This window comes from Halalkalicoccus sp. CG83 (assembly GCF_037081715.1).
GTDB classification, from domain to species: domain Archaea; phylum Halobacteriota; class Halobacteria; order Halobacteriales; family Halalkalicoccaceae; genus Halalkalicoccus; species Halalkalicoccus ordinarius.
In genome coordinates, this window is record NZ_JAZDDH010000001.1 from 2,127,729 (window position 1) to 2,148,647 (window position 20,919).

At 67.9% G+C, this 20,919-nt stretch carries 24 protein-coding genes; 7 read left to right on the forward strand and 17 right to left on the reverse strand.

The window, feature by feature from the left end; translation table 11 throughout:
- Window positions 1-17: 17 nt before the first annotated feature.
- From V0Z78_RS11070 to V0Z78_RS11080, 3 genes are read right to left on the reverse strand one after another with little or no spacing between them, the layout of a single operon-like run.
- The gene (locus V0Z78_RS11070; RefSeq protein WP_336344692.1) at window positions 18-596 is read right to left on the reverse strand and encodes a flavin reductase family protein; all 579 of its coding nucleotides are present in this window, start codon (window positions 594-596) and stop codon (window positions 18-20) included.
- A 1-nt stretch (window position 597) separates the two neighbouring features.
- The gene (locus V0Z78_RS11075; RefSeq protein ID WP_336344693.1) at window positions 598-1,071 is read right to left on the reverse strand and encodes a VOC family protein; all 474 of its coding nucleotides are present in this window, start codon (window positions 1,069-1,071) and stop codon (window positions 598-600) included.
- Window positions 1,072-1,101: 30 nt separating this feature from the next.
- On the reverse strand, window positions 1,102-1,728 hold the full coding sequence (locus tag V0Z78_RS11080) for a VOC family protein (protein WP_336344694.1): 627 nt from the start codon (window positions 1,726-1,728) through the stop codon (window positions 1,102-1,104).
- A 188-nt stretch (window positions 1,729-1,916) separates the two neighbouring features.
- Here V0Z78_RS11080 and V0Z78_RS11085 point away from each other — a divergent pair, with 188 nt between their 5' ends.
- Both V0Z78_RS11085 and V0Z78_RS11090 read left to right on the forward strand, forming a co-directional pair.
- Window positions 1,917-2,237, forward strand: a complete 321-nt coding sequence (locus V0Z78_RS11085) for a winged helix-turn-helix transcriptional regulator (protein ID WP_336344695.1) — start codon at window positions 1,917-1,919, stop codon at window positions 2,235-2,237.
- Window positions 2,238-2,321: 84 nt separating this feature from the next.
- The gene (locus tag V0Z78_RS11090; protein WP_336344696.1) at window positions 2,322-2,816 is read left to right on the forward strand and encodes an HTH domain-containing protein; all 495 of its coding nucleotides are present in this window, start codon (window positions 2,322-2,324) and stop codon (window positions 2,814-2,816) included.
- A gap of 18 nt (window positions 2,817-2,834) precedes the next feature.
- Here the strand turns inward: V0Z78_RS11090 and V0Z78_RS11095 are convergent, their stop codons facing one another.
- Window positions 2,835-3,869: a tyrosine--tRNA ligase gene (locus tag V0Z78_RS11095; RefSeq protein ID WP_336344697.1), complete on the reverse strand. Its 1,035-nt coding sequence runs from the start codon at window positions 3,867-3,869 to the stop codon at window positions 2,835-2,837.
- Between the two features lie 126 nt (window positions 3,870-3,995).
- Here V0Z78_RS11095 and V0Z78_RS11100 point away from each other — a divergent pair, with 126 nt between their 5' ends.
- The 3 genes from V0Z78_RS11100 to V0Z78_RS11110 all read left to right on the forward strand — a co-directional run bounded on the left by V0Z78_RS11100 (window position 3,996) and on the right by V0Z78_RS11110 (window position 6,408).
- Window positions 3,996-5,267: an MFS transporter gene (locus tag V0Z78_RS11100; protein ID WP_336344698.1), complete on the forward strand. Its 1,272-nt coding sequence runs from the start codon at window positions 3,996-3,998 to the stop codon at window positions 5,265-5,267.
- 43 nt (window positions 5,268-5,310) lie between these two features.
- Window positions 5,311-5,751: a hypothetical protein gene (locus V0Z78_RS11105; protein ID WP_336344699.1), complete on the forward strand. Its 441-nt coding sequence runs from the start codon at window positions 5,311-5,313 to the stop codon at window positions 5,749-5,751.
- A gap of 63 nt (window positions 5,752-5,814) precedes the next feature.
- Window positions 5,815-6,408 carry a HalX domain-containing protein gene (locus V0Z78_RS11110; protein ID WP_336344700.1) on the forward strand — a complete coding sequence of 198 codons (594 nt, stop codon included), beginning with the start codon at window positions 5,815-5,817 and terminating at the stop codon, window positions 6,406-6,408.
- 39 nt (window positions 6,409-6,447) lie between these two features.
- Here the strand turns inward: V0Z78_RS11110 and V0Z78_RS11115 are convergent, their stop codons facing one another.
- The 5 genes from V0Z78_RS11115 to V0Z78_RS11135 form a co-directional block, all read right to left on the reverse strand.
- Window positions 6,448-7,593: an acyl-CoA dehydrogenase family protein gene (locus tag V0Z78_RS11115; RefSeq protein WP_336344701.1), complete on the reverse strand. Its 1,146-nt coding sequence runs from the start codon at window positions 7,591-7,593 to the stop codon at window positions 6,448-6,450.
- 66 nt (window positions 7,594-7,659) lie between these two features.
- Complete coding sequence (locus V0Z78_RS11120; RefSeq protein ID WP_336344702.1) at window positions 7,660-8,328, reverse strand: O-methyltransferase; 669 nt, start codon at window positions 8,326-8,328, stop codon at window positions 7,660-7,662.
- Window positions 8,329-8,351: 23 nt separating this feature from the next.
- Window positions 8,352-9,620: a Zn-dependent hydrolase gene (locus tag V0Z78_RS11125; protein ID WP_336344703.1), complete on the reverse strand. Its 1,269-nt coding sequence runs from the start codon at window positions 9,618-9,620 to the stop codon at window positions 8,352-8,354.
- 110 nt (window positions 9,621-9,730) lie between these two features.
- Complete coding sequence (locus V0Z78_RS11130) at window positions 9,731-11,488, reverse strand: MutS-related protein (protein WP_336344704.1); 1,758 nt, start codon at window positions 11,486-11,488, stop codon at window positions 9,731-9,733.
- A gap of 173 nt (window positions 11,489-11,661) precedes the next feature.
- Complete coding sequence (locus V0Z78_RS11135) at window positions 11,662-12,699, reverse strand: NAD(P)-dependent alcohol dehydrogenase (RefSeq protein ID WP_336344705.1); 1,038 nt, start codon at window positions 12,697-12,699, stop codon at window positions 11,662-11,664.
- Window positions 12,700-12,813: 114 nt separating this feature from the next.
- On the opposite strand from V0Z78_RS11135, the gene V0Z78_RS11140 reads away from it, so the two are divergent.
- Window positions 12,814-13,869, forward strand: a complete 1,056-nt coding sequence (locus tag V0Z78_RS11140) for an amidohydrolase family protein (RefSeq protein WP_336344706.1) — start codon at window positions 12,814-12,816, stop codon at window positions 13,867-13,869.
- A 2-nt stretch (window positions 13,870-13,871) separates the two neighbouring features.
- Window positions 13,872-14,660 (forward strand): iron-sulfur cluster assembly protein, encoded by a 789-nt coding sequence (locus tag V0Z78_RS11145; protein WP_336344707.1) that lies wholly within the window; start codon window positions 13,872-13,874, stop codon window positions 14,658-14,660.
- Window positions 14,661-14,676: 16 nt separating this feature from the next.
- On the opposite strand, the gene V0Z78_RS11150 is transcribed toward V0Z78_RS11145, so the two are convergent.
- The 8 genes from V0Z78_RS11150 to glpR form a co-directional block, all read right to left on the reverse strand.
- Window positions 14,677-14,862: a hypothetical protein gene (locus tag V0Z78_RS11150; protein WP_336344708.1), complete on the reverse strand. Its 186-nt coding sequence runs from the start codon at window positions 14,860-14,862 to the stop codon at window positions 14,677-14,679.
- A 276-nt stretch (window positions 14,863-15,138) separates the two neighbouring features.
- Window positions 15,139-15,588 (reverse strand): PTS fructose transporter subunit IIB, encoded by a 450-nt coding sequence (locus tag V0Z78_RS11155; RefSeq protein WP_336344709.1) that lies wholly within the window; start codon window positions 15,586-15,588, stop codon window positions 15,139-15,141.
- Entirely contained in the window at window positions 15,585-17,264 is a 1,680-nt protein-coding gene (gene ptsP, locus V0Z78_RS11160; RefSeq protein WP_336344710.1) for a phosphoenolpyruvate--protein phosphotransferase, read from the reverse strand. The genes V0Z78_RS11155 and ptsP overlap by 4 nt, the downstream gene beginning before the upstream one ends.
- A gap of 1 nt (window position 17,265) precedes the next feature.
- Complete coding sequence (gene ptsH1, locus V0Z78_RS11165) at window positions 17,266-17,547, reverse strand: phosphocarrier protein HPr (RefSeq protein ID WP_336344711.1); 282 nt, start codon at window positions 17,545-17,547, stop codon at window positions 17,266-17,268.
- Window positions 17,547-18,011 carry a PTS sugar transporter subunit IIA gene (locus V0Z78_RS11170; RefSeq protein ID WP_336344712.1) on the reverse strand — a complete coding sequence of 155 codons (465 nt, stop codon included), beginning with the start codon at window positions 18,009-18,011 and terminating at the stop codon, window positions 17,547-17,549. The genes ptsH1 and V0Z78_RS11170 overlap by 1 nt, the downstream gene beginning before the upstream one ends.
- A 23-nt stretch (window positions 18,012-18,034) precedes the next feature.
- Window positions 18,035-19,156, reverse strand: coding sequence for a PTS fructose transporter subunit IIC (locus V0Z78_RS11175; protein WP_336344713.1), 1,122 nt, complete (start codon window positions 19,154-19,156; stop codon window positions 18,035-18,037).
- Window positions 19,157-19,249: 93 nt separating this feature from the next.
- A complete protein-coding gene (gene pfkB, locus V0Z78_RS11180) occupies window positions 19,250-20,158 on the reverse strand; it encodes a 1-phosphofructokinase (RefSeq protein WP_336344714.1) in 909 nt (302 codons plus the stop codon).
- A complete protein-coding gene (gene glpR, locus V0Z78_RS11185; RefSeq protein ID WP_336344715.1) occupies window positions 20,155-20,910 on the reverse strand; it encodes an HTH-type transcriptional regulator GlpR in 756 nt (251 codons plus the stop codon). The genes pfkB and glpR overlap by 4 nt, the downstream gene beginning before the upstream one ends.
- Window positions 20,911-20,919: the final 9 nt, after the last annotated feature.

Genomic DNA, 20,919 nt, shown 5'->3' on the forward strand with positions numbered 1-20,919 from the left:
ACCGCCTTAACCCTCCGTCAGGGCGGCCGCTCCATCGAGAAGCGGTCGCGCGTGCTCGCGTAGTAGCTCCCCGAGAGCCGGCCGACCGCGTCGAGCTTCGTTACGTCGACCTTCCCGCCGGTGGTGACGTCGTCCGCGACGTGGGCGTACACCACCTCCCCGAGCACCATCGAGGAGCCGCCGATCTCGACGAAGTCGTACAGCTTACACTCGAAGGCGACCGCCGCGTCGGCGACGCGTGGAGGCGCGATCCGGACGCTCTCGGCACGGTCGAGTTCGGCGTGGTCGAACTCGTTCTCCTCGACGGTGGCGCTCGTGGCGTTCATCGCTTCGGCGAGCTCCATCGTCACGACGTTGACCACGAACTCCTCGGTCTCGAGGACGTTCCGTGGCGTGTCCTTGAGATCGTCGCCGGTCCCGACGGGTGCGAACATCACGACCGGCGGGTCGACCGCCACGACGTTGAAGAAGCTGTAGGGCGCGAGGTTGTCACGGCCCTCGGGACTCCGGCTGCTCACCCAGGCGATCGGCCGGGGAACGACCGAACCCGCCAGAAGCCGGTAGGCGGAGTCCAGTTCGTCGATGTCGACCTCCATCTCACTCCCCCTCGAACGGGTCGATCTCCTCGGTTCCGGGGTCCTCCTCGTCGACGCCGAAGCCCGGCCCCGCGGTCGCGAACTCGAAGACGAGTCCGTCGGGGTCGCTGAAGTAGATGCTCCTGAAGTAGGTCCGGTCCTTCACCCGCGAGACCCGGACCCCGTGGTCCATTAGGTGCTCGCGCCACTCCTCTAGAGTCTCGTCGTCCTCGACGCCGAAGGCGAAGTGGTGGCTCGCTCCCGGTCCGGGCCGTCCCTGGGAGCCGGGGTACTCGAAGTAGGTGACGTTGGTTCCGGGCTCGCCCTCGGGCGTCGAGGAGAAGTAGTAGTGGAGCGTCCCCGGGTCGTCGTAGTTCCGGGTTCTCTTCACCGTGTGCCAGTCGAGGACGTCCTCGTAGAACTCCACCGTCTCCTCCATGTCCGTGCAGATGTTCGTCACGTGATGCAGTCCGGTGGTGGGTGGTGCGTCGGTCATGTGATGTCTCCTGATCGGTCGCGTGTCGGTTCAGTCGTAGCCCGCGCCGGTCGGGGCGTCGGGCAGTTCGTAGGGGTCGGCCTCGAGGCCGAGTTCCTCGAGCGCTCGCCCGACGTGCTCGTCGTCGACGTAGTCGGCGCCCGCTTTTTCCCGAATTCGCTGGGCGGTCGCGAGCACCTCGCCGTGCCGATCGTCGGGGATGTGGTACTTGTCGGTCGCGATCTCGAGCACCAGGCCGTTGTGATCGCGCGTGTAGATCGAGTGGAACGCGCCGCGATCGAACTCGTTGTAGGGATGATCGGCCTCGTCGAAGGCCTCCTTGGTCTCGACGAACCGTTCGGGCTCGACGCTGAACGCGAGGTGGTGGACGGCGCCGATACCGGTTCGCTGGGGGCGCGGATCCGACTCGCGGTCGTCGTTCACGAAGAAGGTGAGGATCCGACCGTCGCCCGTGTCGAAGAAGAGGTGAGTCACCTCGGGTTGGTCGAGGTTGGGCTGGCGCAACACGAGCGACATTCCGAGGAGATCACGGTAGAACTCCACGGTGTCGGCCTCGTTGCTGCCGATCAGCGTGACGTGATCGGTCCCGGAGAGACGGATCGGACTGTCTGGCGGTTCGGCGACAACGGGCGTGGGTTCCGTAGCTTCGTCGGTCATGGGGTATGAGTCGTAGAGCTAGGTCCGCTCGTTCCGGTCGTGAAGGGACGAGGACCGGCTGATCGGACGGTTCCCGGCGGGAGGGTGGACGACGGCTCTCGCGGGGACTCCGGTAACATCCTGTAACTTGCTATACGATGTGAACTCATATATCGCTTCGCGTACGTACGGGACACCAGGTAACATCGATGTCATCGGAATCCACTGCGTACGACGGGTCGACCTGTTCGGTCATCGACTCGCTCGAACAGATCGGCTCCCAGTGGCGACTGATCGTGCTCCACGACCTGCAGGAGGAGGAGAAGCGGTTCAACGAACTCAAACGGTCGACCGATGCCTCCTCACGAACGCTCTCGCGGGTGCTCGAGGACCTCCAGGAACTGGGGTTCGTCGAACGTCGCGTCGAGGCCGACTCGCCGATCGCCACCTACTACAGCCTCACTCCGAAGGGCGAGTCGCTCCGTCCCGTCTTCGGGGAGATCGAGTGCTGGGCGGACGAGTGGCTCTAGCCCGGATAACGGGACGCGACGAGCTGCCCGTCCTATCATCTATTCTCAATATACTTTAATTAAATTGAGATTAGTATAGATATCATGGAAGGATCACGGGACGATCGAGACGTCGGTGAACCGCTGCGGGTGCAACTGTACGTGCGCCACAACACCTTCGGCGCGCGAACGCAACAGCAGCGGCTGTTCGAACGGGTACGCCGTCTCGAAGCGCGTTCCCGGATCGAGCGCACGGAACTGCGTCGGTGGCCGGACCGTATCCCTGCGAACGAACGGAGCGAACTCGGCGACGTGATAGGCGAGTTCGAGGCGTGGGCCGCGGATCGAGATCTGGCGCTCGCTCCCTGCTTCGATCGCCGTGAGGTCGAATCGCGGTTCGGCGGCGGACGATACGAACGGATCTCCCTCCCGATCATGTGCCTGGCCGTCTACCGGAACGGACGGCTCCAGCGCGTCGCGCCACACGTGGACGGCGATCGATCGTACACCGTTTACGACTGTATCGACGACCTCGAGGAACGCCTCACCGGGGAGAAGCGACGGTCGTTGCGAGGCTCCGATGCGATCGTCCCGCCGTAGGACCGCTCCAGCTCCGAATCAATCGTACCGGTCGGGGTAGGCGGCCTCGAGCAGCTCGGGTTCGGCCTCGAAGCGCTCGCGGATCGGCGCGATGACCTCCGAGACGTACTCACCGGTCGCGTTCTTCAGGTCCTGCGGGTGAAGCTCGCCTGAGACGAAGTCCTCCTCGAGGTCGGCGTACTCCTCGTAGACCACGTTCCCGCCGTACTCCTCCGGTCGTTCGATGACGAACGGTTCGTTTCGCTCCCCGAGAACGGGAAAGACGAGGTGGTTCAGGTACTCGAGGACGCCGTTGTCCTCGACCTCGCCCTGGGGGCAGTAGGCGCCGTTGATCTTCTCGGAGACGGCCTCGGGATCGTCGGTGAGGTTGACCTTCGAGCCCGCCTCGCTCGCGCTCATCTTCCCGCCCGAGAGTCCCGAGAGCAGCGGCGCGAACAGACAGAGCGGTTTGGCGTGGCCATGCTCGGGCAGCAGTTCGCGAGCGAGCATGTAGATCCCGCGCTGATCGATCCCGCCGTAGGCGACGTCCGCGTCGAGGGCGGCGACGTCGAGGCTCTGCATCAGCGTGTAGACCAGCCCCCCCAACTTGGGGTTCTCCGACTGGCGGACGACCTCGCTGCCGGCGCGCTGGGCGCGGCTGATCGTGGTGTCGGCCAGCAGCCGGTAGAGTTCGAGCGTGTAGGGCTCCTCGAGCTCGAACTCGGTGCCGCGGACGAACTCGATGTCGTCGGGGTTCGCGCCGGCGGCCTCGACCATCGCCTCGATCGCCGCCCGGTAGTACTCGGAGCGGGCCTCGAGCAGTTCGAAGGGGCTCTTCTCGTCGTCGAGGTGGGCGTGGAGGTCGGCGATGAGGACCGTTACCTCCATGTCGGCCCGGAGGAAGTCCGCGAGCTTCCGGATCGTGGTGAAGTGACCGATGTGCATCTCGCCGGTGGGGGCGTAGCCGATGTAGACGCTGGGGTTGGGCCGCTCGAGGAGGTCGACGAGCTCCTCCTCGGTGACCACCTCCTCGGTGTGGCGGAGAACGCGTTCCGTTCGCTCGGCGGTGTCCATGTAGACGGGGAGCCAATCGCCCGGGTTAAGTCGTTTGATTCGACCGGTGAGGAGGCCGTCGCGCGTCCGCTCCGAAAACACCGGGGATAAGTACTCCGGCACGGACTAGACGACTACCCACACGCAATGGCCCTCGATACGAACGACCGGGCGATCGCCGGCTTCACGATGACGGGTCACTCGCTGGTCCACTGGTTCGAGACGTCGATCCCCATCTTCCTCGTGGTCTGGCTCGCGGAGTTCGACGTGAGCGTCGCGCTCCTGGGGATCGTCGTCGCGCTCGGTTACGCGCCGTTCGGGCTCGGCGCGCTTCCCGGCGGCATCCTCGCGGACATATACGGGACCAAACGCCTGGTGCTCCTGTGTCTCGGCGGGATGAGCCTCTCGTTTCTCGTCCTCTCGATCGCGCCGAACATCTACGCGATCACCGTGGGGTTGGTGCTCTGGGGAGTCGCCGCGAGCGTCTATCATCCCGCGGGGCTCTCGCTGATCTCGACCGGCGTCGAGGAGCGCGGAACGGTGTTCGCGTGGCACGGCATCGCGGGCAACGTCGGCATCGCGCTGGGGCCGTTCGTCGCCGCGACGCTGCTGATCTTCCTCGACTGGCAGCTCGTCGCTGCCCTGCTCGCGATCCCGGGGCTGGTCGCCGTCGCCTACGGGCTGTCGGCGGACTTCGATCCGATGAACGCGGTCGACGACGTCGAGGAGACCACCGAGGAGGCGCTCTCGCTCTCCGAGCTGTTCGGCCAGTCGCGGGCGCTGCTCGCGAGCGCGTTCGGCCTCGTCTTCGTCATCGTCACGTTCGAGGGACTGTTCTACCGCGGCATGTTGACCTACCTGCCCGAGATCCTCCACGGGCTGCCGGCGATGGAGGCGTTCGAGCTCTCGGCCGATCTTCGGGGGATCGAGCCGGCGGACTACATCTACGTCGGCTTCCTCGTCGTGGGGATGGCGGGCCAGTACGCCGGCGGGAAGCTGACCGACCGGGTACCGGCAGAACGCGGGCTGCTCGCGATCTTCGGCGTGCTCGCGCTGCTGGCGCTCGCCTTTATCCCCGTGACGGGGATGGGACTGGGCGCGTTGCTGGCGCTGTGTGGCGTGCTCGGCTTCTTCCTGTTCGCGATCCAGCCGTTCTACCAGAACGCGGTCGCGGTCCACACCCCGACCGACACCCGCGGGCTCTCCTACGGCTACACCTACCTCGGGGAGTTCGGCCTGGGCTCGGCGTCGATCGCGATCGGCGGGTTCGTGCTCGACTCGTTCGCCCTGTCGGCGTTCTTCGCGATGCTCGCGGCGTTCGCGCTGATCGCCGCGGCGCTGTCGGCCGGCCTGCTCGTCTTCCAGGACCGTCTCGACCCCTCGCGCGAGCACGCCGCGGGCGCCGGAACCGACGACTGATCGGGGACGAGCGCTTTTGTCGGTCCGAGCCCGACGATCGGACGTGTACACCGGGAAGACCGAACGGCCCTGCTGTCTCTGCCGAAACCCCGAGACCGGGTCTCGAATCGACCTTCCGCCGCGGGCGATCACCCACATGAGACACGCCGGGGCGATCGCCTGGCAGGACGTCGTCGGCGAGGTGTCGATCCACTTCTGTGCGGACGACTGGGCGCTCGTCCGGGAGCTGGTCCTCGAGATGGGGTTGAACCCGCTCTCGAGGTGCAACGTCGCGTACGCCTCCTTCGACCTGCGCGAGGACTTCGAGGCGCTGCTCAACGCGACCCGCGAGGGGCCCGATCACGCGCCGATCGAGCGGCGCATGCGCGAGAGGAGCGAGACGGTCCTCTCGAGTCCCGACGAGCACGAACTCCGCGACCGGGTGGAGGCACGGATCGTCGGGTTCGTCCTCGAGGACGAACCGGAGCGTTCGGTCCCCGAGTGAGCGATCGTCCCCGTTCGAGGCCATCGAACTTATATCGCTCGGTGATCATCACGTATTAAGAGGATGTCAACCGACGAAGCGTCGGCCGACCCCGTGGTTCTCGTCGTCGACGACGAGCCGGAACTGGCGAGCCTGTTCGCCGCCTGGCTCGACGACGAGTGGACGGTCAGGGTCGCTCACGACGGTGATGAGGCGCTCGAGCGGATGGACGAGGAGGTCGCCGTCGTGTTGCTCGACCGCCGGATGCCCGGACGGTCGGGCGACGAGGTGTTGGACGCGATTCGCGGGGAGGGCTACGACTGTCGGGTGGTGATGGTCACGGCGATCGACCCGGATTTCGAAATCATCGAGATGGGCTTCGACGACTACCTCGTCAAACCCGTCACGGGCGACGAGCTACGGCGGACGGTCACGCGGGTCCACCGTCGGACCGAGTACGACGAGATCATGCGCGAGTACTACAGTCTCGCGTCGAAACGAGCGGTGCTCCGGACCGAGAAGTCCCGCTCCGAACTCGAGGAGAACGAGGAGTACCGGCGCCTCGAGTCCCGCCTCACGAAGCTCCGAAAGTCGGTCGACGAGACGATCGAGGGACTCCGGGGTCACGAGGACTTCGCCGCCGCCTTCCGCGACCTGGGCAACGGCCGCTGTAGCTAGTCCGGCGGACCACGACTTCGCGGCCGCGCAGCCGCGACGCTACGACTGGCGGTAGATCAGGTTGCGCTGGACCTCGTTGGTTCCCTCGTAGATGACGGGGATCCGCACGTCGCGATAGACGCGGGCGATCCGCCGGTCGGTGAGGACCGAGCGCCCGCCGTGGAACTGCATGCCTTGCTGTGCGCAGTCGACGGCCATCTCCGTGGATTTGGTCTTCGCCAGCGCCGCCCACAGCCCCGCGTTCTCCTCGTCGCGGACCTTCCTGGCCGCACGATGGTTGAGTGCGCGGGCGGCCTCGAACTCCATGCGCATCTCCGCGAGGCCGTGCTGGACCGCCTGGAACTCGTTGATCGAGCGGCCGAACGCCTCCCGATCGTGGACGAACTCCCATGCCTCCTCGATCGCCGCGGCAGCCAGCCCCAGCCCGTGGCCGCCGACGACGATCCGGCCATGGTTGAAGAAGTCGGCGAGCATGTAGAAGCCGGCGTTCTCCTCACCGACGAGGTTCTCCTCGGGGACGCGGACGTCGTCGAAAACGATGTGTGCCTGCTTGGAGGCGCGCATCCCCATCTTCTCGGGGATGTGCTCGGCCTCGTAGCCCGCGGCGTCGGTGGGAACGATGATCAGCGACTGGTTCGAGTAGCGGTCGTTCTCCTCGCTCGTTTTGACGAAGACGCTGATCCAGTCGGCCTCGACGCCGTTCCCGATCCAGTACTTCTCGCCGTTGATGACGTATTCGTCGCCGTCCTTCTCGGCGGTCGTGGTCATCCCCGCCAGATCGCTCCCGGTGTCCGGTTCGGAGACCGCGAGCCCGGTGATCTGTTCGCCCTCGGCGACCGGCCGGAGGTACTCCTCCTTCTGCTCCTCGCTGCCGTACTTGTAGATCATCTCGCCGCCGAAGCTCGCGAGCTGGAGCGTCAGCGCGATGCCAGCGTCCGCCCGGTAGAACTCCTCGGCGAGCGCGAGCATCTGGACGACGTCGAGTCCGCGGCCGCCGTACTCCTCGGGGATGTCCTGGGCCACCAGTCCTGCCTCCCGGCCGGCCTCGAGGATCTCCCATGGGTACTCGCCCTCGCGGAAGCACTCCTCGGCGTTGGGCGCGATGTGTTCCTGGGCGAACTCGCGGGCCTCCCGTTTGATCGGACGGGCGTACTCCGGGACGATCTCCTCGTCGAGCAGTTCCATACAGGGCCATCGAAACGAACCGGGAAATAGTTCGTGGAACTCGGGTGAACGCCCGTGAAGTTCCCCTCACTCCGGCCGGAAACGGCTGAGCGCGATCCCCTCGCCCAGCGGGAGAACGGTCGTCTCGAAGGCTGGATCGGCCCGGACGTGATCGAGATACGCGGCGATCCCGCGGGTCCCCTCGTTCAGGTCGGGGGAGCCGCCCTCGACGTGGTCGAGCAGGTCCTCGAAGACGACGACGTCGGCGGCGCTCATCGCGTTGTCCGCGACCACGACGGCACCGGACGCGAGCTTCCCGCGGACGGCCTCGAGCGCCTCGACGTACCGGTGTTTCTGGTGGTCGATCAGTACGACGTCGAACGGGCCGTCGTAGCGTTCGACGGTCTCGATGGCGTCGCCGTGCTCGTACGTCGCGATCGTGCCGTAGCCACCACGTTCGAGGTACTCGCGGGCCATGTCGAGCAGCTCCCTGTTGACCTCGGTGAGGACGATCTCGCCGTCGTCGGGGAGGGCGTCGGCGAACCAGTAGGCGGAGTAGCCGTAGCCCGAGCCGAACTCGAGGACGCGTTTTGCGCCCGCGACCCCGGCCAGAAAGCGGAGGAAGCCGCCGACCTCGGGGCCGACGTGGGGGAAGCCCTCGCGTTCGGCGTACGCGTCCATCTCCCGCAGGACCTCGTCGGGCTGGGGGCCGACCGCGCGAACGAACCGGAGCACGTCGTCGGACAGGTATGCCATGGGCCCACCCACGCGAGCGAGGCCTAAGAATCTCCCTCGAACGTCGCCCCCGCAAGCCGCGCCAATGTGCCACAGAGCACGCTCGTCGCCGTCGCACAGTCGTTCCAGTCGGTCCACTCGCGGGGGTTGTGCGAGATCCCCTCCCGCGAGGGAGCGAACAGCAGTCCGGCGTCGGTCACCCGCGCGATCCGCATCGAGTCGTGGGCCGCCCCCGAGTACAGCTCCATCGTCGTGATCCCGTCGGCCTCGGCGGCCTCGCGCGCCGCCGTCCGGCATCGGGGAGCCATCGCCGCGGGCTCGACGTCGAACTCGCGAGCCAGCGTGCAGTCGACGCCCCGGACGCGCTCGAGGCGGGCGAGGCTCGTTCGCGCCCGGTCGACCAGCGCGTCCATGAGGCCGTGATCGACGTCGCGCACGTCGACGCCGCAGTCGACCCGGCCGGGGACGACGTTGGTGGCGTTGGGCGCCACCGAGAGGCTCCCGACGGTGGCGACGGCGCCCTCGCTCTCGCTCGCGACGGCCTCCTCGGCCGCGCGCTCGACGTCACGGACGAACTCGCTCGCGGCGGCGAGCGCGTCGGTCCGCTCGCCCATCGGCGTCGCGCCCGCGTGGTTCGCCTCGCCCTCGATCGTCACCGAACAGTGGGTGATCCCCGTGATGTCGGAGACGATCCCCACCGGGACGTCCACGCTCTCGAGTCGCGTCCCCTGCTCGACGTGGAGCTCGAGCCAGGCGTCCCAGCCGGCGGCGTTGAGCCGGCCCTCGCCGCGAAAGCCGATCTCCTCCAGAGCGTCCTCGAGCGTCACGCCCTCGGCGTCCTCGAGCGCGAGCGCCTCCTCGACGCTTCGCCGGCCCGTCGCTACGGAGGAGCCGAGCATTCCCGACCCGAACCGCCCGCCCTCCTCCTCGGTGAACGAGACGACCACCAGGGGTCGCTCGGGCTCGATACCCAGTTCGCGCATCGTACGGACGGCCTCGAGGGCGCCGTAGGTGCCGAGCGGGCCGTCGAAGATCCCGCCCTCGGGCACCGAGTCGAGGTGGCTGCCCGCCGCGACGGGCTTCGCGTCGGGATCGGCGCTCTCGGGCGTCCACCGTCCGACGACGTTCCCGACCGCGTCGACCCGCACCTCGAGGCCGGCGTCCTCCAGGCGCTCGACGAAGTACTGGCGGGCTCGCCGGTTGGCCTCGGTGCCCGAACGGTTCGTCCGGCCGCGTCCCTCCTGGGTCTCGACGCGGCCGAACTCGCCGTTTCGTTCGACGTCCTCGCGTAGTCGTTCCCGATCGACCTCCATGCCTCCGGATCGGACGGCGGGGTGATCACGGTTGCGTCTCAAGACCGTACGAGCGGTTCGGCCGACCACGGCGACTCGGACGGGCCGTCGGAACGACGGGACAGAGGGGTTCACTCCGGGACCCAGCGGGCGTCGGAGAGGGTTCGCTGTACCGCCTCCTGGCCGACCGCCGACGCGAGCTCCTCGAACCCCTGGCGGACGGTTCGATCCTCCGCGTTGGCCACCAGCCGCGAGACGATGAACTCCGGGGTCGACCGCCCGACGGTCCCGAACCGCGGCTGGTAGTCCACCTCGAGCTCCAGCTCCGGCGTCAACCCCTCCGCGAAGATGCCGTCGATCCGCGCGGCCGCCGGCAGCGGCGCGAGGTCAGCCGCGAGGTGCGTGACGTAGACGCCGAGCGCCTCCCGGTCGACCGTCAGGCCGACGAGGCCGTTCAGCAGGTCGGCCGCGCGTCCGGGTTCGGTGATCGCCTCGAACTCGTCGACGAGCATCAGCGTTCGATCGCCCTCGACCAGCGGCGGCACCACCGATCGGAGCGTCGACTCGAGGACACCCGCGTTGAACGAGGCGTGACGGCGGTGGAAGACGACGCGGTCGAACGAGCCCACTCGGGCTTCCTCGGCCGGGACCGGCAGCCCCATCGACGCGAGGATCGCGACCGCACAGAGCGTCTCCAGCAGGGTGGTCTTCCCCCCGGAGTTGGCTCCCGTCAGCACCGCGACCCGGTCGTCGGCGGGCGGGCGGACCGATCCGGTTCCCGGAAGGTCGTGGGGCCCGACCGCGTACGTCACCGGCTGCACGTCACCAGACAGGAAGAGGTTCCGGGCGCCCTGTACTGCCAACCCGTCGGCCACGAGGTCGGGCCGTCGGAGGTCGTGTTCGGCCGCGAACCGCCCCAACGAGAGTTCGAACGCGACGTCCGTCACCGTCTCGACCGCCCGCTCCACGTCGCCCTCCGCGTCGCCGACCTCGGATCGGAGCGCGGCCGCCACGGTCTCCTCGCGCTCTCCGACCCTCGTCTCGAGGTCGTCGACCAGGTTCCGGAGCGTCCCCGAGACGAAATCGGCGGTGTCGACCGCGCCCTCGGCGGTCGCGCTCCTGACCGTCCCGCGATCGATCCCGGTCTCCGCCGCGACGTGTTCCACCACGGCACCCCGGAACTCCTCCGTGTCGCGTGTCCCGGCCGCCCGTACCGACTCCATGACGTCCAGCGCCGCCGCCTCGAGTTGTCCGGCGGCGTCGAGCCGGTCTCGCGTGCGATCGAGCTCCTCGTCGGCGCCCTCCAGCACCTCGATGCCGTCGTCGGTCTCGGCCAGATAGCCCAGCGCGCCGGCGGCCTCACGGAGGGCGGTCGGATCCATCTCCGCGAGCACGTCGAACGTCCCGCCCTCCAGGCCCACCTCGCGCAACGCGAGTGCCGTCTCGACCGCCGCGCGATCGGTACCGCCGGCCTCGTCGTAGGCCACGAACGCCTCCAGTACGCGTTCACGGGCCGCCCCATCGAGCGACTCCCAGGCCTCGCGCGCGGCGAGTACCTCCTCGAGTCGATCCGCGGCCGTCGCTCGGTCGGTCAGCGGCGTCAGAACGCGGATGCGGTCGGCGGCCCCGCCGGTGACGGCGTACCCTGCGGCGAGCGACAGCAGGTCGTCGTAGACGGATCGCGCGTCGGCGGTCGCGAGGGCGTCCATCCCCGCCCCGCCGTGGGCCCGTCTAAGGATCCGCGTGGTCCGCCCGCGCGGAACGCCGGCGTCGACGAGCGTCCGGACGTCGCCCGACTCGATCGCCCGGATCGCGCGTTCGACGCCGAGCTCCTCGGCCAGCAGTTCGCTGGTCTTGGGTCCGATCCCCCAGTAATCCTCCAGGCGCATGCCCACACGTGGCCAGGGGGACCCTTTGAGGTTTCCATGCCAGTCACGGTCGGACGTGACCGGTATCGACACGACGTCCCGGCGTTCCGTCGGCCGTGACTTCCGTCGCCGATGCAGGTTGCGACGTCGGCGACGAACGTTCGCAGAGCGCTCCGTTCGAGTGAAGCGGTCGGCTACGGGACGATGACGGCCCGGCCCTCGATCTCGTTGTGCTCGAGTGCCTCCGCGACCTCGTTGATCTCCGAGAGGTCGTACTCGCTGGTCTCGAGGTGCATCTCGCCCTGCTCGACGAGCGAGACCAGTTCCTGGAGCTCGGTGTACTTGCCGACGATGTTGCCGACGAAGGAGAACTCGCCGTCGACCAGCGCCTGTGAGGGTTCGTGGACGTGGCCGCCGTAGCCGATGATGTGGTGATCGCCGCCGCCGGCGACGATGTCGGGCGCGAGCGCCGTCGTCTGGTCCGCGCCGACGAAGTCGAGCACCTGCTGGGCGCCCTCGCCGTCGGTGATCCCCTCGACCGCCTCGGCGACGTCCTCATCGCTCGAGTTGATCGTGTGATCCGCGCCCAGGCGATCCGCGAGCGAGAGCGCTTCGTCCTTGAGGTCGACGGCGATCGTGGTCGTCGCGCTCATCGCCTCGAGCGCCTGCAGCCCGATGTGGCCGAGCCCGCCGATCCCGATCACGATCGAGTAGCTGCCCGGATACAGGTGCGGAACGGCCTTCTTGACGGCGTGATAGGCGGTGATCCCCGCGTCGGCGTGCGGTGCGATCTCGACGGGATCGACGGAGTCGAGCTTGATCGTCGCGCGCTCGGAGGTCAGCAGGTAGTCCGCGAACCCGCCATCGGTGGTCAGCCCGGGGAACTCGCCGTTCTCGCAGTGCATGTCGTCGCCGAGTCGACAGGGCCGACACTCGCCGCACGTCATCAGCGGATGACAGATCACCTTGTCGCCGACCTCAACGGTCGAGACCTCCTCGCCGACCTCGACCACCTCGCCGGCGTTCTCGTGACCGAGCGTCATCGGGAGGTCCTGCTCGACGTAGTCCGTCCACATCCCCTCGATGATGTGATTGTCCGTCTGACACCATCCCGCCCCTTCGATCTCAACGACGACGTGGTCCGACCGGCCCGCCTCCGGCCGGTCTACCTCGTCAATCGTCAGCCCCTCGCTCATGTCCTCTGTATACTCGTGGAGTCGTGCGGCTTCCATGATACCACGTGACGAGACATCGGTGACAGGCAAAAAGATTATGCAGTATACCGCGAGATGGGACGATCAGCTCGTCGAAACTGTCATTATCGTCCGTTCCTGACATCCGGTGCCGTGTATCAACACGAAGGCGAGGACGTGTTCGTGATCGACGGTCACGTCCACTGGTGGGACGCGAGCAAGGAGAACATCAAACACGAGGGTGGCGAGCAGTTCATCCGCTGTTTCTACGACTACCACACCGGGTTCACGCCCGACGAGCGCGAGTGGAGTCTCGAGGAGTACCGCAAGTACGACGCCGACCGGATGCTTCAGGACATGTTCGGTAGCGGTCATACCGACATGGGGATCTTCCAGCCGACGTACCTCAACGAGTTCTACAAGGAGGGATTCAACACGATCGACCGGTGTGCCGAGCTCGGGGACGAACACCCGTCGCGGTTCGTCGTCAACGGCCGGTTCGACCCGCGGGAGGGCGAGGCCGGCCTGCGGGAGCTCGAGCGCCAGAAGGAGGAGTACGACGTAAAGGGGGTGAAGCTCTACACCGCCGAGTGGCGCGGCGACTCGAAGGGATGGCGCCTCGACTCGGACGAGGCGTTCGAGTACCTTGAGAAATGTGCCGACCTCGGCATCAGGAACATCCACGCCCACAAAGGCCCCACCATCAGGCCGCTGAACCGCGACGCGTTCGACGTCGCCGACGTCGACGCCGCGGCCACCTCGTTTCCCGAGCTCAACTTCATCGTCGAGCACGTCGGGCTCCCCCGGCTGGACGACTTCTGCTGGATCGCCGCCCAGGAGCCGAACGTCTACGGCGGGCTGGCGGTCGCCGCGCCGTTCGCCGAGACGCGCCCGAGAAAGTTCGGCGAGATCATGGGCGAGCTGCTCTACTGGCTCGGCGAGGACCGGATCCTGTACGGGAGCGACTACGCCCTTTGGGAACCCGAATGGCTCGTCGAGGCGATGATGGAAGCGGAGCTGACGCCCGAACAGCGCGAGGAGTACGGCGTCGAACTCGACCTCGAGACGAAGAGGAAGATCATGGGCGAGAACGCCGCCAGGCTCTACGACATCGACATCGAGCGCCAGAAGGAGATCCTCCAGGACGACGGGATCAGCGAACGGTTCGACCTGGCCGACCAGTACGGCGAGGAGGCGACGGCCGACTGACGATGAGCCGACACCAGCGCCAACCGATCGACGCCGGGACCGTTCGGGATCGACTTCGGAGGGTCACCGATCCGGAGCTCGATCGATCGATCGTCGAGCTCGACTACGTCGACGAGCTCCGGATCGACGACGAAAGCGTCGAGGTCGAGTTCACGCTGCCGACCGCGTGGTGCTCGCCGGCGTTCGCGTGGATGATGGCCGTCGACGCCCGAGACGTGCTCGAGACCCACCCCGCGGTCTCGGAGGCGACGATACGGCTCCACGATCACATGCACGAGGCGGAGATCAACGAGGGCGTGAACGACCGATTGGCGTTCGAGGACGTCTTCGACGAGGCCGACGGCGACGTCGAGGAGACCCGCAGAACGCTCGACGAGAAGGCGCGACTCGCCCGGCAGTATCGTGCGGTCGACGCCCTGCTCGAGGCGGGACTGAAGCCCGAACAGATCGTCCGACTCACCCTCGAGGACGTGGACGTCGAGACCGACTCCGGCACGTCGAGGGACGAGGACGAGGACCGCGCGGTCGTCCGCGTCGACGACGCGCTCTCCATTTGCGTCGAGGCGGAGCCGATCCGCCGCTACGTCGAGAAGGCGACGGCGCTGGACGTCGTGAGCGCCTCGACGGACGCGCTGTTCGCGACGCCGGCGGGCGATCCGATCCCCGCCGACGAGTTCGAGACGGTCCACAAACGGGGACGGCTGGCCGGGACCAACATGAGCGGCCAGGGTCACGTCTGTGAGAACCTCGGCGAGGCGCGGATCGGCGGGCCGTCCGCGGCCGACGACTGAACATCGGCCGTGACGGTTACGACGAGCCCGCGAGCCCGTAACGGCCGCCGCTCACCCACTCCGATTTCTCCCAGCCACACTCGGGGCACGTGTCTTCCTGCCACTCGAACTCCTCGCCACACCGTTGGCAGAGCGCGGTGTGCGGTTCGGTTCCGTGGGCTAGCTTCGGCTCGTCCTCGCCTGACATGCTCTCGTCGGACATGCGTGTCCCGTTAGCAGGGGTCGGTAGTAAATGGTGGGATCGAACGGGCGAGCGCTGGACTTCTACCGCTACTATGGACGATCGGCGCTGGCGGGAACGAGAACGAAAACGAAAGCCACGAAGCGGACGACGAGTCCCCGATCGCGCAGCTCCCTCACCGGTACGTTACTGGCGAGATCGACGAGTCGACCTCCGAGCGATGGTTCGACCGGCTTCTCGAGACCGAGTGGATCGAGGAGAACGTCGCACGGACCGACCTCGAGCCGCTCGAGGAGGTCAGCTGAGGAACCGCTTGAGGCGTCTGAACAACCCCTTCTCGGGGTCACCGCCCCGGGGTTCCTCTCCCTGCGAGCCGTCCCCGCTCGCGCCCTCGGCGTCGGCCGTCGTCTCGGTCGGCTCGGTCGTCGTTGCGGCGCCGTCGCCGCCCGCGCGCTCGACCGCCTGGTTCACGAGCCCCTCGGCGTCGTTGACGGCGTCCTTGACGGTTCCCTTCACCAGCGTGGTGTTCTCGAACCGATCGCGGTTCACCGACGTGTCGGCGGCGATGATCACGGCGTCGGCCTCCTCGATCTCGGCGGCGGTGAGCTCGTCCTCCGCGCCCATCGCCCCCTGGACCTCGACGCGGATCTCGTGGCCGAGCTTCTCGGCGGTCTGCTCGAGGTTCTCCGCGGCCATCTGGCTGTGTGCGATTCCGGTCGGACATGACGTGACTGCGACGAGTTTCATTGGTGTAGTAGGTTCGTAACCGCGTGTCTGGTCGGCGATTCGAGTGCGTCCCCTGCGAGCGCCGCGGCCGCGTCGGCGTCGGTCTCCACGATCCGGGCTTTGACGTCGGGGATCGTCACGGCGCTCATGCTCAGTTCGTCGAGTTCCATCCCTACGAGCAGTTCGGTGAGGTCGGGATCGCCCGCCATCTCCCCGCACATGCCGATCCAGGCGTCGTTCGCGTGGGCGGCCTCGACGCTCCGGGCGATCGCGCGCAACACCGGCGGGTGGAGCGGGTCGTGCAGGTCGGCGACGCGGTCGTCGTCGCGCGCCGCGGCCATCACGTACTGCGCGAGGTCGTTCGTGCCGATGCTGAGGAAGTCGACCCGCGCAGCGAGCTCCTCGGCGACGAGGACGGCACCGGGCGTCTCGATCATTACGCCGAGTTCCGGACCGGCGTGCTCGATCCCCTCGCTCGTGAGGTCGTCGGCGACCCGCTCGACGGTCTCGAGCGCGGACTCGAGTTCCTCGACCGTCGAGACCAGCGGGAACATCACCGCGAGGCGCCCCTCGCCCGCCGCGGCGCGCAACAGCGCGCGCAGTTGGCTCTCGAACAGGCCCGCGTCGGGCCCCAGCGACCGGCGGATACCCCGCTCGCCGAGGAACGGGTTCTGGCTGTCGGGCAGCTCCAGGTAGGGAATCGGCTTGTCGCCACCCACGTCGAGCGTGCGGACGACGACCCGTCCCTCGGGGAACGCAGAGAGCGCCTCGCGGTAGGTCTCGTACTGTTCGTCCTCGTCGGGCGGCGACTCGCGGTCGAGAAAGAGGAACTCGGTGCGAAAGAGGCCGATCCCGTCGGCCCCCTGCTCGAGCGCGCCGTCCAGTTCGGCGAGCGTCCCGAGGTTCGCGGCGACCTCGATCTCTCGGCCGTCCGCGGTGGCGACCGGCTCCCTTCTGACCTCGACGTCTCGAACCGCCGCGGCCCGTTTCCGGACGGCATCGTCGGGTTCGACGATCACCTCGCCCGACTCGCCGTCGACGACTATCTCGCTCCCGTCCTCGATCTCCTGGAGCGCGTCGCCGAGGCCGACGACCGCGGGCAGTCCGAGCGACCTGGCGAAGATCGCGGCGTGCGAGGTCCGCCCGCCGAGGGCGGTCGCGAAGCCCGCGACCCGATCGGGGTCGAGCTTCGCCGTGTCGCTGGGAGTGAGCCGCTCGGCGAGCAGGATCGACCCTTCGGGCAGGTCCGCGAGGTCCGTCCCCCCGGCATCGGTGAGCACTCGAAGGAGTCGGTCACGGACGTCCCGCAGATCGTCGGCACGCTCGGCCATCCGTCCCTCCATCCCCTCGAACTGTTCGATGGGTCCCGAGAAGCCCTCCCTGACGGCGTGCTCGGCGGGCAGGCCGTCGGCGATCGCGTCCTCGACGCCCTCGGCGATCTGGGGATCGTTGAGGAACTGGACGTGCGCGCCGAACACCTCTGCCTCCTCCTCGCCGACGCGCTCCTCGGCGCGCTCGCGCTCGGACTCGAGGTCGGCCTCGGCCGTCTCGCGGGCCGATTCGAACCGCTCGCGCTCGGCGTCGGCGTCGACCGTCGAGGGCTCCGGCGGGTCGCGTAGCTCGATCTCCTCGGCGTACCAGACGACCCGACCGAGCCCCGAGAGCGGCGTCACGCCGGTACCGGTGAGCGTTCTCATCTCACTCCTCACCCTCCTCGGGCGTCGAAAGGACCTCCTCGAGCGCGTCGAGGGCCGCCTCCGCGTCCTCGCCCTCGGCACTCAGTCGGACCTCCTCGCCGTGTTTCACGCCGAGACTGGTCACCGCGATCATGCTGCTTGCGGCCACCGCCTCCGCGTCCTCGCCCTCGGCGACCGGCGCGACGGTGACGTCGGCGTCGAACTCGTTTGCGGTCTCGACGAACTTCGCCGCCGGACGGGCGTGCAGCCCCGCCTCGGGGACGATCTCCACGACTCGCTCCATCAGGCGACCGCCTCCCTGAGCGTCTCGCGGACGGCCTCGGGCGATTCCGCCTCGTGAAGCGAGTCACGCACCTCCTCGTGCATGAGTGCACGAGAGAGCGAACTGAGCATCCCGAGGTGCTCCTCGCTTCCTCCCTCGGGGACCAGCAGCATGAAGATCAGCGTCGCGGGTTCGTCGTCCATCGCGTCGAAGTCCACGCCGCGATCCGAGCGGGCGAACACCACCGTCGGCCGGGTCACCGCGTCGGTCTGGGCGTGGGGGATGCCGATGCCCATCCCGACGCCGGTGGTCGTCTCCTCCTCGCGGGCGAACAGCGCCTCGAGGGCGGTCTCTCGGTCCTCGACGCGACCCGCCTCGACGGCCATGTCGAGCAGGTGTTCGATGCAGGCGTCCTTCTCGGCGGGCGGTTCCTCGAGCGATACGAGTTCTCGGGGTAGCAGCGTGTCGATGTCCTGTGGGTCCATGAGTAGTAGTGGGTCCGCGGTCGTCAGTCCGCGCTCTGCGGTTCGTTCGCGATTCGATCCTCGAAGTCCGGCTTGATCAACGTTGCCACGGTCGCGGTGACGACCGTTCCGAGGGCGATACAGCCGAGGAACAACAGCGCACTGTTCGAAAGGAGGACGACGAAGATCCCGCCGTGGGGGGCGGGCATCGTCACCCCGAGCGCCATCGCGGTCGCTCCGGCGACGGCGCTGCCGGCGATGGCGCTCGGGATCACCCGCAGCGGATCGGCCGCCGCGTAGGGGATCGCGCCCTCGGTGATGAACGCGAGTCCGAGCGGCACCGCGGCCTTCGCGTTCTCGTACATCTCGGCGGCGTACTTCTCGGGCGCGATGAAGTTCGACAGCGCGAGTCCCAGCGGCGGGACCATGCCGGCGATCATCACCGCGGCCATCGGCGCGTAGATCTGGTCGGCGACCAGCACGGTGCCGAAGACGTAGGCGACCTTGTTGATCGGGCCGCCCATATCGGTGGCCATCATCGCGCCGAGGATCGCACCCAACAGGAGGGCGTTCGTCCCCTCGAGCCCCGAGAGGAAGTCGGTCAGCGCACTGTCGACGATGGCGATCGGCACGCCGAGCCCGACGATCACGATCGGCGCGAGCACCAGCGTGGTCACGACGGGAATGACGAGCACGGGCATCATCGGTTCGATCATCCCGGGGACGTCGAGCCCCTTCAGCCAGCGTGCGACGTAGCCCGCGAGCAGCCCGGCGACGATCGCGCCTAGGAAGCCCGCGACCGCGCCATCAGCGTTGAATCCGACGAGATCGCCGGCGGCCGCGATGAGCGGCTCCTGCTGGACGGCGTACGAGAGGATGAATCCCGGTGCGAGCCCCGGTCGGTCGGCGATCGCGTACGCGATATACCCCCCGAGGATGGGAATCATGATCGTCAGCCCGAGCACGCCGATCTCGGCGAAGTACCACCCGAGAGTCCCCGTCTGTTCGAACACCGCCTCCGTGTCGCCGATCGCGAACCCGATCGCGAGGAAGATCCCGCCGATCGTCACGAACGGAATCATGAACGAGACCCCGGTCATCAGGTCCTCCTTGACCGAGGTCATGTACGATCGCATTCGTTCTTCGGCCCTGTCTTGGGTTGCCATGGATCTCTGTCACGATAGTTTCTGTACCTACACGAAAGGCTTTTCGATTTTGATCGTTTTTGATCGTTCAGTATCGATTCGAGCCCGGACCCGTCACCGAGGAACGACGGAGACCCGCTCACGCGTCTCGCGGACGTCGCCGAGCGACGGGACGCGCGTTCCGGACACGCCGACGACGCGCGTCGCGACGGCGACGCCGGTCCGGAGCGCCTCCTCGTCCGTCTCCCCACGGGCGAACCCGCCGAGCACGCCCGAGAGGAGCGCGTCGCCCGCGCCCACCGTGTCGACGACCTCGACGTCGAGCGCCGGCGCGTGGACCGCTCGATCGTCGCTCACCAGTATCGCCCCCTCGGATCCCAGCGAGGCGACGACCCGTTCGAACCCCCGATCGCGGAGCGACCGGGCGGCCGCGATCGCCGAGTCGACCGAGTCGACGGACCGACCCGTCGCTTCCTCGAGCTCGACGCGGTTCGGCTTACAGAGCGCGTAGCCCGCCGAGAGCTCGCCGAGGACGTCGCCGCCGAGGTCCACGACGGTCTTCCACTCGCCCGCGGTCGCGATCCGGTCGACCGTCGCCGTGTCGATCCCCGGCGGGAGGCTCCCGGCGACGAGGACCGTCTCCGGGTCGCGTTCGCACAGCGTCCCGAGGAGCGACTCGATCGCGGCCGCGTCGATCGTCGGCCCGGTCTGGTTGATCTTGTACTCGGCGTCGGGCGCGAGCAGCGTCGTGTTCAGTCGTGTCGTCTCGTCGATGTCGACGAAGCTCGCGGGGAGCCCCGCCGACGCCAGTTGCGTCTCGAGGTGCTCGCCGACGAACCCGCCGAGAAAGCCCGTCGCGAGCGTCTCCCGCCCGAGCGCGTCGAGGTACTTCGAGACGTTGATCCCCTTGCCGCCGGCGTCGTAGCGCGTCCGGTCGGTTCTAAGCACCTCCCCGGGCGCCGGCTCCGCGGCCAGGGTGACGGTGTAGTCGACCGCGGGGTTCGGAGTGACGGTGACGATCACGAGCCGGCCTCCACGATCGAGACGTCGGCGTTCTCCGAGGCGTCACGGACGGTCGACGACGATCCGTCCTCCGTGATCAGTCGGTCGATCTCGTCGAGCTCCGCGAACCGGACGAAGCTCCGCTCGCCGAACTTCGACGCGTCCGCCACGACGACCACGCGCTGGGACTTCTCGACCATCAGCGACTTCATCCGGGCCTCGTCCTCGTCGGGCGTCATCAACCCGTCGTCGTCGATCGCGTTCGTGCCGAGAAAGAGCAGGTCGAAGCTCATCCGTTCCATGAACGACTCCGCGCTCGGCCCGACCAGCGCCCGCGAGCGGTGTCTGAGCGTTCCGCCGGTGAGCTTGACCTCACAGCCGACCTCGTCGAGCTCGAGCGCGATCACCGGCGAGTTGGTGACCGCCACGATCGACTCGGGTGCCCGCTTGGCTACCTCGAGGGTGGTCGTCCCCGAGTCGAAGAAGACCACCGTGCCCTCCCGGATCTCCTCCGCGGCGCGTTCCGCGATCGCCACCTTCGCGTCGAGTCGCTGGACCTCGCGCTGGCCGTAGGGTTGTTCGTCGCCGACGGTCGTGACGGGAACCGCACCGCCGTGGGAGCGTTCGAGCAGCGACTGGTCCTCGAGCTCCTGGAGATCGCGCCGGATCGTCGCCTTCGATACGTCGAGCTCCGCGGCGAGCTCCGCCACCGAACGGCCGTCGTGTTCGGTGACGAGCGCCACGATCCGTCGTTTTCGCTGTTCGGGTAACATCGGCCGTGG